Origin of the sequence: Sphingobacterium haloxyli (assembly GCF_002980525.1) — a bacterium.
GTDB lineage: Bacteria > Bacteroidota > Bacteroidia > Sphingobacteriales > Sphingobacteriaceae > Sphingobacterium > Sphingobacterium haloxyli.
The window spans coordinates 272,143-287,573 of record NZ_PVBQ01000001.1 but is presented as its reverse complement, the minus strand read 5'-3'; the positions used below and the strand labels follow the sequence as shown (position 1 = coordinate 287,573).

Genomic DNA, 15,431 nt, shown 5'->3' with positions numbered 1-15,431 from the left:
AAAAGAAAACATGAAATTAAGGTTTTATATTAGTATAGGTATATTATGTAGCTGGCTTGCAGGGCATGCCCAAATAAAAGGCATCCCGTCCAACATTGTTCCGTTTGCAGCAGATTCTTATGAAAAAGCGAAACCATGGGTTGTATGGTATTTTATGCATGCCAGTTATTCAAAAGAGGGGATTACGGCCGACTTAAAAGCGATGGCGGAAAATAATATCGCCGGAGCCTATTTTACACCTATCAAAGCGAAGACAGATCCGCCCTTGTTTGAGCCAGCAGCAGAAACATTAACACCGGAATGGTGGGAGATGTTCCGACACTTGGTAGCGGAGGCTAAGAAATATGGTATACAGATCGCTATGTTCCCCAACGATGGATTCGCTACCGCTGGTGGGCCGTGGATTACACCGGAAAAATCGATGCAAAAAGTGGTTTATGCCGATACGACAATAACCGTCAATCGTCGAGGTAAAGTCAGTATTCGGTTGCCGCAACCTGAAAAACTATACAATTATTATGAAGATATCCAGCTTTTTGCTATCCCGGTAGCGAAAAAACATAAACGTAGTGATGAAGAATCCCCTAAGGTTACCAGTAGCTATGAAGAAGATTTACAGCATTTGGCACAAAAGGGTAATGATAAACGTTTTGCAACATCCCAACCCGGATGGATCCAATATGCGTTTGAGCAACCTTTCCCTTGTAATGCGTTGAAAGTGGAGCGTCGAGCGAATAATTATGGAGCGAATAGATTGAAGATATTGGTAAGTAACGACGGCGTCAACTTCGACGAATTGACGCAGCTAAATTCTCCGCGGACAGGTTGGTTAGATTGGGACAACGGCGTCACACATACCATTCCGTATACCGAAGCAAAATATTTTCGGTTTGTGTTCGACCCGGCCAATTTTGAACCGGGAGCCGAAGACCTGGACGCGGCGAAATGGAAACCTTCGATTAATCTTTTGGGGATTACTTTATTTGAAGAACCGCGTGTACATCAATATGAGGGTAAGACAGGGGAAATTTGGCGGGTTTCACTGCCTACCGACGAAGAAGACGTTAATTCTGCGTATGTTATAGACAGCAAGCGAGCGATTGCATTGAATCCAACGTCTATCCATGGAGAGGAGCTTGCGACAGAATTGCCGAAAGGCAACTGGAAAATCCTGCGGATTGGACATACGACCACAGGACATAAAAATGAGACGGCAGGTGCAGGAAAGGGGTTGGAGTGTGATAAACTGAATGCCGAAACGGTTGCTTTCCAGTTCGAGCAATGGTTTGGAAAAGCTTATGAAATGGTGAGTCCAGAATTAGCAAAGGATGTGCTGACCGTTTATCATATTGATTCTTGGGAATCGGGCAGCCAAAATTGGACTAAACAAATGCCAGTAGAATTCAAAGCACGCAGAGGATATGAAATATTACCCTATCTACCGGTTTTGGCAGGTTATATCGTCAACAGTGTAGAAGAATCAGAAGCTTTTCTGCATGATTTCCGAGAAACGATCGCGGAACTATTGCAAGAAAAAGGTTTTCAAACACTCCGCAAAAAATCAGACGAATACGGTGTGGAGTTCACCGCTGAAATGACGGCGCCGGTGATGATGAGCGATGGCTTTGCACACTTCGGTTTTACCCATCGGCCGATGGGGGAATTTTGGTTTAGAAGTCCGTCGCACGATAAGCCCAACGATATTCTAGATGCTATTTCGGGCGGACATATCTACGGAAAGAACAATATCATGGCGGAAGCTTTCACACAGATCCGCATGGAGTGGGACGAACATCCACGCTTGTTGAAGTCTCTTCAAGACAGGAATTTTGCTTTAGGCATCAATAGCTTGGTATATCATGTTTACGTGCATAATCCTTGGATGGATCGTAAACCGGGCATGACCCTAGATGGAATTGGGCTTTATTTTCAACGTGATCAAACCTGGTGGAAACCTGGAAAATCTTGGGTTGATTATGCTATACGCGCACAACAGCTGTTGCAAAACGGAAAACCGGTGCGTGATATAGCTGTATTTATCGGCGAGGAAATGCCGAGGCGGTCTATATTGCCCGACCGTTTGACAAAAACACTGCCGGGTATTATCGGACAGGCCCGTGTCGAACGGACAGATTCGTTGATGCGTAATGAAGGCTGGCCGCGACAGAAAGTCGCTAGTGTGACAACGAGCGCGAATATGTATAATCCTGCTGAGTGGGTTGACCCGTTGCGGGGATACGCGTATGACTCCTTTAATCCCGATGTTTTGCTCCATCAAGCGAAAGTGGAAAACGGAGCTGTTATATTCGCCGATCATATTGCATACCGCTTGTTGGTTGTGCCAGGGCAGCACCTTATGAATCCGACGCCCACTCATTTTTCATTGGCAACATTGAAGAAGTTTGCTGATTTGGTGGAGCAGGGAGCAACTGTTTTGTTCAATGATAAACCTACAGATTTACATGGTATCGGCACGAGGCAGGACTCACTGGCTTTTCAAGCACTGGTTAATGACCTTTTTGGCAATATGCAAACGGCCGATGGTTTACAGCATAAATCGTTTGGAAACGGTAGGGTATATTTAGGAACTTATCATGCGGAGAGCTTCGCTGCATTGGGAATTGAAGAAGACGTGATCGTAAACAACAAGAGCAATGCTGCCATTTCCTGGAATCACCGAAATTTTGACGGGGGAGACAGTTATTTCGTGGCCAATCAAGACAGTATACAGCAGGATGCACATTTCTCCTTCCGAACGACGGCACCGTATACCTATCTGTACGATGTACTGCAGGACAGATTATTGCCCATTTCTTCGGCGGAGAGAAATAATCGTACCGAATTGACGATATCGTTCGAGCCTTTTCAGTCGTTCTTCGTGCTTTTTAGCGAAAATAAGATCGATATCCCTCATTGGGAGATGATAAAAACAGAGACGTTAAAGGGTAATTGGAATCTGCAACTGACCGATGTAGAGCATGAACCGGTCGTACAGCAAAAGCCTGATTTTTGGACAATTTCGGAAGTAGATGAGGTGCGTTATCATTCCGGAGTAGGGACCTATTCGCTCACTTTCAACCAACCTCAACAGGTAAATGGGCAGCGCGTTAAGTTGAAACTTGACAAAGTAGAGAGCCTTGCCGAAGTTGTATTAAATGGAAAAGAAGTTGGTGTGATATGGACATATCCGTTAGCGATTGACGTGACTGACTATTTAAAGTCAGGAGAAAACCAGCTGGAAATAAAGGTATACAACACTTGGGGCAATCGTTTCTGGTATGAGACACATAAAGAACCGAACGAGAAAATAATCAAAACCACGGCAACGCCGAAATTCTTGAAAGATCCGCAGGAATCGGGATTACAAGGTGATGTCAAATTGATATGGTACCAAAAAATGAAGTACGATGAAGACAAAAAATAACATATTGCTATTGGCGGTGTCTGCGCTTTTTGTTGGACAGATAGAAGCACAGGAAAAAGCGATTACGAATACGGGTGAGAGTCCTTTTGCCGTGCAAAAGGCGGTGGATATGGGCGATGTCTCCTGGACGAAAGGGTTCTGGGCAGAACGAACAACGGTTTGTTATGAGCGTATGGTACCCCATTTGTGGGACGTCTATACGAGTGCAGATATCAGTCATGCATACCGAAATTTCGAAATTGCCGCGGGATTAGAGGAAGGGGAGCATAAGGGGCCTTCTTTTCACGATGGCGATTTTTATAAGACGCTAGAAGCGGTATGTGCCTTGTATGCGCAAACAAAAGACGAACGACTCCTCCAGATGATCGACGAGGTAACCCCTGTGATTGCAAAATCCCAACGTGCAGATGGTTATATCTATACAAAGGCGACAATCGATCAGCGCAATTCGGGTGAGAACATTGAGTTTCAGGACCGCTTAAGTTTTGAAGCATATAATATCGGCCATTTAATGACTGCCGCATGCATTCATAACCGGGTAACAGGAAGCAAAAATCTATTAGATATAGCGGTCAAAGCCGCAGACTATTTGTACGGTTTCTATAAAAAATCGAATCCGACCCTCGCCAGAAACGCTATTTGTCCATCCCACTACATGGGTACGATAGAATTATATCGGACCACAAAGAACCCTAAGTACTTGGAGTTAGCACAACACTTGATCGATATTAAAGGAGAAATTGAGGACGGTACAGATGATAACCAGGATCGCGTTCCGTTTCGCGAACAGAATAAGGCAATCGGGCATGCAGTAAGAGCGAGTTACCTTTACGCCGGCGTTACGGACTTGGTTACCGAAATACAAGACACGACCTTAAGCAACCGGCTTTTTGCTATCTGGGATGATGTCGTAAAACACAAAATGTATATTACTGGTGGGCTAGGTTCCTTGTATGACGGTACGTCACCAGACGGGACATCCTATGATCCTGCTGATGTGCAAAAGATACACCAGGCATTTGGAAGAGACTATCAACTACCCAACTTAACGGCACATAACGAAACTTGTGCAAATATTGGTAATATGCTATGGAACTGGCGTATGGCAACCTTCACAGGCGATGCGAAATATATAGACATACTTGAATTGGCGCTTTATAATAGCGTACTGTCGGGAATTAGTTTAGATGGTGACAAATTTTTGTATACCAATCCATTAAGTTATTCATCGAATTTGCCTTTTCAACAACGTTGGTCAAAAAAGCGTGTACCGTATATCTCCTTGTCCAATTGCTGCCCGCCGAATGTGGTACGTACCATTGCGGAGGTTAACAGTTATGCCTATAGTGTGTCGGACGACGCTGTGTGGGTAAACCTATTTGGGGGAAATGTCTTGGATACGGAATATAAAGGAAAAAAAATTAAAGTGACGCAAGAGTCCAATTACCCGTGGGACGGAGATGCTTCATTTGTTATTGAGGAGTTGCCCGCAAACTATGCATTGAAGTTGCGTATACCCGGCTGGGCCGAAGGCGCAGAAATCATACGAAACAATAAAAAGGTAAACTTTCAGCTAGAAAAAGGATATGCTAAATTAGCGGGATCATTTAAAAAAGGAGACCGCATCACGTTGCGTTTACCCATGGAAGTGACATTTATGGAGGCAAATCCCTTAGTCGAGGAAGCACGTAACGAGATCGCTGTAATGCGTGGTCCAGTTGTGTACTGTCTGGAAAAAGAAGATATCCCAGCAGATCTTGATCTATTTGATTTGAAAGTAAAAGCCTCTGACAACTTTGAACCTGTACAAGAATCGGTATTAGGACAATCTATTGTTTTCCTTAAAGGAAACGCATATACCGATAACACGGAGCAATGGAACTCCTTGTATCGAAAGGTAACTGCCGAGGATCAAAAGGAGGTGGCTATTCGTCTTGTTCCCTACTTCGCGTGGGGAAATCGGACGTTCGGTGATATGGCCGTTTGGCTACCGCGTAAAAATTAATATTGGAAAGAATAATGAAGTATTTAATTGTCTTTTTACTATTATCCACCTCACTTAGCTTGCGAGCAGAGATTCGCCTTTCCGCTATTTTTACCGATGGAATGGTACTGCAGCAGCAAAAGAGCGTACCGATTTGGGGCTGGGCTAGAAATGGCGCCGCTGTACGGGTAGAAACTTCTTGGGATAAGAAGGAATATGAGGTAAAGGCTAATGCAAAAGGGGCTTGGCGTTTGTTTATCCAAACACCCGCAGCGGGTGGTCCCTATAATATTACAATTTCTGAAGAGAATACGGTAGTGCTAAACAACGTATTGATTGGCGAGGTCTGGTTGTGTTCAGGGCAATCCAATATGGAGATGCCAATGAAAGGTTATCCGTCGCAGCCGATTATGGGTAGTACAGCTGCTATTCTCGAATCACAGGATGAACAGCTGCGCTTATACACGGTGCCGCGGAATCCTTTGCTTCAGCCAGCGGAGGATAGTAAACCTTCGGCATGGAAGGAGGCCAGTCCAGAAAATGTTGCTAATTTCAGTGCAACAGCATATTTCTTTGGGCGACGACTACGGAAAATATTAAAGGTGCCCGTCGGGCTTATCCATAGCAGTTATGGAGGTTCCAATATAGAGGCTTGGATGGATGCGGTATGGCTGGAAGATATGAAGGATGTTAAGATTCCGCAGCAAGAGGAGGGCCTTAAAGATAAAAATAGACAACCGACAATGTTGTACAATGGTATGATCAACCCCATAGTTGGTTATGGTATAAAGGGGATCATCTGGTATCAGGGCGAATCAAACTACGAAAGGCCTGATCAGTATGAAACTTTATTCCCCCTTATGGTAGCGAAGTACCGAGAGTTGTGGCAAAATGATACGTTGTCTTTTTATTATACACAAATCGCACCCTTTAACTATGCTTCCCTACCGCCATACTATGTCGGTGGAAAGTACAATTCTGCTTTTATAAGGGATGCCCAGCGGAAATCCCTAGCTAAAATACCGTATTCGGGCATGGCGGTAACAATGGATTTGGGAGAGGTCGATTGTATACATCCGGCGAGAAAAAGAGAGGGAGCCGACCGGTTGGCTTTATTAGCTTTAGGCGATACCTATGGTATAAAAGGATTGAATCATAAAAGCCCGGTCTATGAACGTATGGAGGTACAGGGTAGTAACGTCGTGGTAGAATTTAACGATGTGCCTCTGGGGCTGACCTCATTCGGGAAAGAAATACACACCTTTGAGATTGCCGGAGAAGACAAAGTCTTCCGTCCTGCAAATGCAATCGTGAAAGGTAAGACCGTCGTTGTTTCCTCGCCGCATGTTTCCAAACCTGTTGCTGTGCGTTACGCCTTTAAGGATTTTGTGAAGGGAGATTTGTTTGGTGTCAATGGACTTCCGGTAAGCTCATTCCGGACGGATGATTGGTAATACGGTTTTCTTTTCCCTTTTTTTCCGCAAAAAAGGGAGAAAAAGCTCGTCGTTAGGGAATCTTTGCATCATGGGTTCTTGCGAAGGCAAATTTGTGTAGTTGCAAAGTTCCCAAGGCGACATGAGGTGTTAATTAGGGGAAGTACAATTCGTAATGTTTGGCAAATAGCGTGAACAGACACGAAAAATGAAATAAGGATGAATAGATTAACCTATACTGCTATCGTATTATTGATCGGCTATGTGCAGCTTGGCAATAAGCTCCATGCACAGCAGTTTGATTGGAAAGATTATTATATCACCTGGGATAAACAGAGTAACCATTCGGGCGAGTCCATGCCATTAGGTGGAGGGGATATCGGTCTGAATGTATGGGTAGAAAAGGGTGATATTCTTTTTTATTTAGGCAAATCGGGGGCTTTTGATGAAAACAACACATTATTGAAGCTCGGTCGGGTACGACTGAAACTTTATCCTAACCCGTTTGAAGGTACCGTGTTCCAGCAGCAACTGCAGGTTGACAAGGGACAGGTGGTTATTTCGGGAGAAAACAATGGCGTAAGGGCGGACGTATCCTTGTGGGTAGATGTAGAGCGTCCGAATATATATGTGGACGTCCAAGCAAATAAAAAAATTGAAGTCGAAGCGTCGTACGAAAATTGGCGATATAAAGAGCGTTATCCTAAGAAGCGGGAAAATAACGCCAACTCCTGGAAATGGGCGCCACCGCATGAAGTTGTGACAAAGCCTGATAGTGTTCGGGGGGTGGGTCAACAAATTTTCTTTTTTCACCAAAATACCGGTAAAACGGTGTTTGATATCGTCGTGGGACAGCAGGGTATGGAAGGCGTCAAAGACTCCCTTTACAACCCACTCTTGGGTCTGATATCTGGTGGGGTGATGCAAGGTAACGGTTTTCGTTTTCTCGAGCAGCGTTCGGGTACCTATATGGATACCGATCACAAAGCTTGGGTATTGAAAAGCGATAAATCTGCTGCCAGACATGCTTTACAAATATCCCTGCATGTGGCTGGACCGGTTTCGTTAGGCGAATGGCATCAACAGGTGGAGACCTTGTCTAAAACTAGCGAATCCAAAGCACGTATCAAAAAGCGAAATCTGGATTGGTGGCGTGCTTTTTGGGAAAGAAGCTACATTCGCGTACAGCCGGCTAACCCTAATGAACGCGATGAAAGCTGGCAGGTGGGACGTAATTATCAGCTGTTCCGTTTTATGCTGGCGGCGAACGCTTATGGTGAATATCCGACGAAGTTTAACGGCGGATTGTTCACATACGATCCATCGTCCATTGACAGCACCATGAATTTCACGCCCGACTTTCGCAATTGGGGCGGAGGAACACACACAGCACAGAACCAACGTTTGGTATATTGGCCGATGTTAAAAAGTGGCGATTTCGATATGCTACCCGCCCAATTTAAGTTTTACCAACGGATACAAGGCAATGCGGAATGGCGCTCTAAAGTATACTGGGGGCACGCAGGAGCAAGTTTCACCGAACAGATCGAAAATTTCGGGTTGCCTAATCCAGCAGAATATAATTGGAAACGACCGGAAAGCCACGACAAAGGATTACAGTACAACGCTTGGCTGGAACACCAATGGGATACGGTATTGGAGTTTTGTATGATGATGCTGGAAACAGCAAATTATAGTGATGCCGATATTCGACCCTATATTCCCTTTATAGAGAGCTGCCTGCGTTTCTTTGACGAACATTATCAATACCGCGCAAAGCAACTTGGAAGTAAAATATTGGATCAGAACGGACATTTGATTTTTTATCCCGGATCTTCTGCGGAAACCTATAAAATGGCATATAACGCCTCCACTACGGTGGCTGCGCTGCAAGAAGTCACGCGCCGTATGTTGGCACTTTCTTCTGCCGAAGTGAATGACTCCTTACGGACCTATCTAGAAGAATTTCAAGAAAAAATCCCACCGCTGCCCACGCGGGAGCTGAATGGAAAAAGGATGCTAGCCCCGGCAGAAATATGGTCTCGGATCAACAATACCGAAGCGCCGCAACTGTATGGCGTATATCCATGGGGAATTTATGGCGTGGGCAGACCTGATATAGACTTGGCGTTAAATACGTTTCATCATGATCCCGATGTTTTAAAGTTCAGAAGCCATGTTGGCTGGAAGCAAGATAATATCTTCGCTGCGCGTCTAGGTTTAACCGAAGAAGCTAAAAAATATACAACACTTAAATTAAGAAATGCTGACCGACGTTTTCCCACTTTTTGGGGCCCAGGTTTCGACTGGGTTCCAGACCACAATTGGGGAGGCTCGGGTATGATCGGTCTGCAAGAAATGCTGTTGCAAGTCGTTGACGACAAACTTTATCTTTTTCCTGCGTGGCCGAGTGAATGGGACGTCGATTTCAAACTCCACGCCCCTCAGCAAACAACGATAGAAGGTAAATTGCGAAACGGAAAGTTGGTCGATTTACAGGTGTTTCCGAAAGAACGGACCGCAGATGTCGTTAATGTGTTGGATAGCGGGACATGACAGGACATAACAGTTTTCTATTATATTCCCTTTACCTTAGGGCGTTGTTAGGAAAGATCTATATTATTATAACACATAATTTATGAATGCATTAGCAGGGGTTTTGTTTCACTTTATCGGTGGTTTTGCATCGGGAAGTTTCTATGTTCCCTATAAAAAAGTAAAAGATTGGTCATGGGAGTCGATGTGGATCTTAGGAGGACTCTTTTCCTGGATTATCGTGCCGCCGATAGCAGCTTGGCTCACCATTCCTAATTTTGGTGATATTATCCGCGAGGCCGGAACTTCGACGCTTAGTTACACCTATTTATTTGGTTTGCTTTGGGGAATTGGCGGTTTGACCTATGGACTCGGTGTTCGCTATCTCGGCGTTTCATTAGGAAGCAGCGTCATGTTGGGCTTGAGTATGGTATTCGGTTCGTTAATGCCTGCTATTTATTATTTTTTTAATCAATCACCCGGCAAACACGGTATTGATTATTTCTTTACAACAAATGCAGGGATTTGCGTAATGGTCGGCCTTGCAGTCTGTATTGTTGGGATATATCTCTGCGGCAGAGCAGGTTTTCTAAAGGAAAGAAGTTTAGCCACCCTCTCTGCTGAAGCAAAATCAGGTTATAATTTTGGGATAGGTATTGTTGTGGCCATCGTTTCGGGTGTATTAAGTGCCTGTTTTAACTTTGGTATCGAAGCCGGGAAACCGATGGCGGATGTAGCGAATCAGATTTGGAAGGCCGCGAACCCGAATCAGGGAGAATTTCTGTACCAAAATAACGTGAGCTATGTCGTCATTCTGTGGGGAGGTTTCACGACCAACGTCATCTGGTGTCTCTACTTATTGACCAAGAACAAAACGTTTTCAGATTATACGAAGAAAACCGCTCCACTGCGCAAGAACCTTTTGCTATGTGCTTTAGCCGGAACAACTTGGTATTTGCAATTTTTCTTCTACGGGATGGGCGAAAGCCGTCTCGGAAATGGAGCGAGCTCATGGATTCTCCATATGGCCTTTATCATCTTGATTGCCAATGCTTGGGGAGTTATCTTAAAAGAATGGAAAGGCGTGAATAAATCCACCTATACCTCTATCATAGCGGGTATTGCGACGATTATTTTGTCCATTTGTATTGTCGGATTAGCAAAAACATTAGAATAATAAAATAACATCAAAACTTATACAGCCGTGAAAGAATACAAACATGTAAACTATCTATGGGATGAACAAAAAGCAAAATCGCTAGAAGGTGATGAAGTTGCTTTGTTGTTATATCGCTCCAATTTACTGGGGTCAGATTTGCGAATTACAAATTATGGCGGTGGTAATACATCGTGTAAAACAATTGATAAGGACCCACTGACCGGAGAAGAGGTGGAAGTGATGTGGATCAAAGGCTCGGGTGGAGATATTGGCACACTAAAGAAATCCGGATTGGCAGCGCTGTATGTGGAGCGCTTGCGTAACTTGGAAAATGTTTACCGTGGTATTGAACACGAGGACGAGATGGTGGAATTGTTTAACCATTGTATCTTTGACCTAAGTTCTAAAGCGCCATCTATTGATACGCCATTGCATGGTTTTCTTCCATTTAAACATATCGACCATTTGCATCCTGATGCTGCCATTGCTATTGCCGCGGCAAAAGATGGTAAACAAATTACACAGGAACTTTTCAACGGCACAATTGGCTGGGTAGAGTGGCAGAAACCTGGTTTTGACCTAGGGTTGCAATTGCGAGCTTGTCTGGACGAAAATCCAGGTATTCGAGGCATCATGTTAGGTTCGCATGGACTGTTTACCTGGGGTGATACGGCTTATGAGAGTTATGTCAATTCATTGGATGTTATCGAAACCTGTGCGGAATACTTAGCGCAGAACTATGGTAAAAATAGACCCGTATTTGGCGGACAAAAGATAGAGAGCTTATCAGCAGACGCGCGTAGGGAAAAAGCAGCGCAGCTAGCGCCTGTGTTAAGGGGATTCTGCTCCAGCGAACGCCATATGATCGGCCATTTTACCGATGATGATAAAGTGTTGGAATATATTAATTCCAACGATTTGGAGCGTTTGGCTCCGCTGGGCACGAGTTGTCCAGACCACTTCTTACGGACCAAGATTCAACCGCTTATCCTAAACTTGGATAAGGAAGCTGATTTGAGTGACGTAGAAGCTGTAAAAGCACAACTAGAGCCGTTGTTTGAAGACTACAGAGCTATGTATACCGAATACTATGAGACCTGTAAACACGATAATAGCCCGGCTATTCGCGATAGAAATCCAGTAATCATCCTGTACCCTGGCGTGGGGATGTTTGCCTTTGCGAAAGACAAGCAAACCGCACGGGTAGCGGCGGAATTTTACATCAACGCGATCAATGTGATGAAGGGATCAGAGGCTGCCAGTGAGTACACTTCTTTGCCTCGTCAAGAAGCTTTCAATATTGAATACTGGTTATTAGAGGAGGCTAAATTACAACGTATGCCCAAACCGAAGGCGCTATCTGGCAAGATCGCGTTGGTTACGGGAAGCGCAGGTGGAATCGGTAAAGCGATTGCTAAGAGATTCGCAAATGAAGGCGCTGTCGTATTATTGAACGATTTGAACGCGGAACGTCTCGAAGGGGCGAAGCAAGAGTTCATCGATTTATTTGGGAAAGATGCAGTGGCGACAGCAGTACTAGATGTTACCAATCAGGAGCAAATAGAGGAAGCATTAAAAGAAGCTGCGTTAGCTTTCGGTGGCGTGGACATTGTCGTGAATAATGCAGGCTTGTCTATTTCTAAATCGATCGAAGACCATACACAAAAAGACTGGGACCTACTGTACGACGTATTGGTAAAAGGCCAGTTCTTAGTAACGCAAGGGACTACTAAGGTTTTAAAAGCACAAAGTATCGGTGGCGATATTATCAATATTGTAAGTAAGAATGCGCTGGTAAGTGGGCCGAATAACGCCGGTTACGGTAGCGCGAAAGCTGCTCAGCTTCATCTTAGCCGATTGAATGCAGCTGAATTAGGAGCGGAGAAGATTCGCGTGAATGTAGTGAATCCAGACGCGGTTATCTCTGATAGCAACATTTGGGCAGGCGGATGGGCAGAAGGCCGTGCCAAAGCATACGGTGTTACCGTCGAGGAGTTACCAGCTTATTACGCAAAACGTACCTTACTAAACGAAATTATTTTGCCAGATGACATTGCCAACGCTTGCTTCGCTTTTGTTGGTGGTAACCTGAACAAATCGACAGGTAATGTGCTCAACGTCGATGGCGGTGTTGCAATGGCATTTGTACGGTAAATTTTTGATTAACTTTATAGACAGCGATGAAACTAGATAATCAGACGATAGAACAACATAATCGGCAACTCGTGGAGAAGCACCAACGTGCTTTCTCCTATACCGCAGAAAACATAGCGAATGTCGAAGAGCTAATGGATAAACTACAACAGTTCCAGATTGCTATCCCAAGTTGGGCATTAGGGACAGGGGGGACGCGCTTTGGTCGTTTTTCGGGCAAAGGCGAACCGGGTACGTTAGAGCAAAAGATCGAGGACGTTGGTTTGTTGCACGCATTGAACCGTTCCAGCGGCGCTATTTCCCTTCATATTCCTTGGGATATCCCCCAGGATGCAGAACAGATTAAGACACTTGCTGCCTCTTATGGCTTAGGTTTTGATGCAGTCAATTCCAATACGTTTCAAGACCAGCCGGAGCAAGCATATAGCTATAAATTTGGTTCCCTGCACCACGTGGATCCGAAGGTGCGTAAGCAAGCTGTCGACCACAATATCGAGGTCATTAAACATGGTATAGCTTTAGGGTCGAAAGCATTGACCGTCTGGTTAGCAGACGGTTCGTCATTCCCAGGACAGCTTAATTTTCGGGAAGCTTTCCAAAACACATTGGAAAGTTTAAAAGAGATTTATAAGCACCTGCCGGACGATTGGAAGATGTTTGTTGAATACAAAGCTTTCGAACCGCATTTTTATTCAACGACTATCGCAGACTGGGGACAATCACTATTGTTAGCTAATAAATTGGGTAACAAGGCTTATACGCTTGTGGATCTAGGACACCACTTACCCAATGCGAACATTGAACAAATTGTTTCCTTGTTGTTGATGGAGGGCAAGCTGGGTGGATTCCATTTTAATGACAGTAAATATGCCGATGATGACTTGACTGCGGGTAGCATCAAACCTTACCAATTGTTCTTGATTTTCAGCGAACTAGTGGAGGGAATGGATGCTCGTGGAATCGATCACGCTACCGGTTTGGGTTGGATGATAGATGCCTCACACAACTTAAAAGATCCATTGGTTGACTTGCTGCAGTCTGTAGAAGCCATTAAAATCGCGTACGCACAAGCGTTGTTGGTAGATCGTAAAGCGTTGAAAGAGGCCCAACAACAAAACAACATCGTACGTGCGCAGGAAATTCTGCAAGACGCCTTCCGTACCGATGTACGTCCATTGGTGGCTGAAGCACGTTTACGTCAGGGGGCAGCCATAAATCCGGTTGCGTTATTCCATGAATTGGATATTCGGAATAAGCTGATCGAAGAACGCGGTAGCAATACTGTAGCGACGGGATTATAGTTTAATCACGAACAATAAATCACAATTTTTTTCAACTGATCCGCCCAGTCGGCGGATCATCTTTAGCTAATTTAAATTTTTAGAATGCGTACGCCAGTTGTCGCTATTTTCGATGTAGGGAAGACAAATAAGAAATTGTTTTTGTTTGATGAACATTACGACATTGTTTTTGAGCGTTCCGCCAGATTTCTAGAAACAGTGGACGAAGACGGGGATCCGTGTGAAAACTTGGAGAGTCTCCGACTTTCTGTATTCGATTCCCTTCATGAAGTTTTTCGTTTGGGTGAGTTTGATATCAAAGCGATCAACTTCACTTCCTACGGCGCCAGTTTCGTATATCTAGATGAAAGCGGGCGACCATTAACGCCTTTATACAATTACCTCAAAGCCTACCCCAAAACACTAGAAGAGCGCTTGCATAGCGCATATGGCGGGGTAGAGGCATTTTCTCTTGCTACAGCCTCTCCTGCATTGGGAAGTTTGAACTCAGGACTGCAGCTCTTTCGTTTGCAACAGGAGAAACCGGAAGTATACGAAAAGCTGAAATGCGCCATACATCTTCCGCAATATCTCAGCTTTTTGGTTTCAGGGCAGGTATATTCGGATATGACGAGTATAGGTTGCCATACTGCACTTTGGGATTTTTCAAAGAATGGATACCACCAGTGGGTACAGGAAACGGGTATAGAAAACAAGCTGGCACCCATTGTAAAAGGAGACGAGGTGTTTTCAGCAGCATTCCCGGGAAGCACTTACAAAGTGGGTGTGGGTTTGCACGATAGTTCTTCGGCGCTGATTCCGTATTTATTGAATTTCCATGAACCCTTTATTTTGATTTCTACGGGTACTTGGTGCATTTCGTTGAATCCGTTCAATGAAGAGGGTTTGACAAAAGAGCAATTAGAAGAAGACTGCCTGTTTTATATGACGTACGCCGGCACACCGGTTAAAGCATCTCGCTTGTTTGCCGGCTACGAGCATGAGGTCCAGACAAAGCGGATTGCAGAACATTTTCAGGTAACGACGGGCCGCTTTAAACATATAGAGATTGACTGGAAGCTTATTGATAAACTGAGTGCAGATAAGCGGATTCCCGCTGATCTAGAAGCTTTCGGGCAGGTAGCTCTGGACAGCTTTGCTGATTACGTAGAGGCTTATCATGCTTTTATGTTATACCTTGTTGCAGCGCAAGCAGCGTCTACCCGTCTTATTTTGGCCGAAAAGAGAATCAAGCGCATTTTTGTGGACGGCGGATTCAGTAAAAACAGTATTTTTATGAATTTGCTTGCTAGGACGTTTGGTAATATCGAGCTATACGCAGCTTCCATGGCGCAGGCTACGGCAATCGGTGCTGCATTGGTGATTCACGACCAATGGAATACGCAGCCTGTGCCAAGTGATATTATCGAATTACGCTATTATCGCGCTTAATAAAATCTAA

8 protein-coding genes are annotated in these 15,431 nt (G+C 44.6%); all 8 read left to right on the top strand.

Translation table 11 applies throughout. The annotated features are described in order from the left end of the window. The first annotated feature begins 10 nt into the window (after positions 1-10). The 8 genes from C5745_RS01010 (at position 11) to C5745_RS00975 (ending at position 15,421) form a co-directional block, all read left to right on the top strand. Positions 11-3,424: a glycosyl hydrolase gene (locus C5745_RS01010; protein WP_105715081.1), complete on the top strand. Its 3,414-nt coding sequence runs from the start codon at positions 11-13 to the stop codon at positions 3,422-3,424. Further along, positions 3,408-5,429 carry an aceric acid hydrolase gene (locus C5745_RS01005; RefSeq protein WP_105715080.1) on the top strand — a complete coding sequence of 674 codons (2,022 nt, stop codon included), beginning with the start codon at positions 3,408-3,410 and terminating at the stop codon, positions 5,427-5,429. Before C5745_RS01010 ends, C5745_RS01005 begins: the two co-directional genes overlap by 17 nt. A gap of 14 nt (positions 5,430-5,443) precedes the next feature. Continuing rightward, positions 5,444-6,862, top strand: coding sequence for a sialate O-acetylesterase (locus C5745_RS01000; protein WP_207795676.1), 1,419 nt, complete (start codon positions 5,444-5,446; stop codon positions 6,860-6,862). A 198-nt stretch (positions 6,863-7,060) separates the two neighbouring features. After that, positions 7,061-9,397: a DUF5703 domain-containing protein gene (locus tag C5745_RS00995; RefSeq protein WP_105715078.1), complete on the top strand. Its 2,337-nt coding sequence runs from the start codon at positions 7,061-7,063 to the stop codon at positions 9,395-9,397. Between the two features lie 82 nt (positions 9,398-9,479). Further along, positions 9,480-10,553 (top strand): L-rhamnose/proton symporter RhaT, encoded by a 1,074-nt coding sequence (rhaT, locus tag C5745_RS00990; RefSeq protein ID WP_105715077.1) that lies wholly within the window; start codon positions 9,480-9,482, stop codon positions 10,551-10,553. Positions 10,554-10,580: 27 nt separating this feature from the next. Beyond that, positions 10,581-12,689 (top strand): bifunctional aldolase/short-chain dehydrogenase, encoded by a 2,109-nt coding sequence (locus C5745_RS00985; RefSeq protein ID WP_105715076.1) that lies wholly within the window; start codon positions 10,581-10,583, stop codon positions 12,687-12,689. A gap of 26 nt (positions 12,690-12,715) precedes the next feature. Continuing rightward, entirely contained in the window at positions 12,716-13,990 is a 1,275-nt protein-coding gene (locus tag C5745_RS00980; RefSeq protein WP_105715075.1) for a TIM barrel protein, read from the top strand. A gap of 84 nt (positions 13,991-14,074) precedes the next feature. After that, complete coding sequence (locus C5745_RS00975; protein WP_105715074.1) at positions 14,075-15,421, top strand: FGGY-family carbohydrate kinase; 1,347 nt, start codon at positions 14,075-14,077, stop codon at positions 15,419-15,421. The last annotated feature ends 10 nt before the right edge of the window (positions 15,422-15,431 follow it).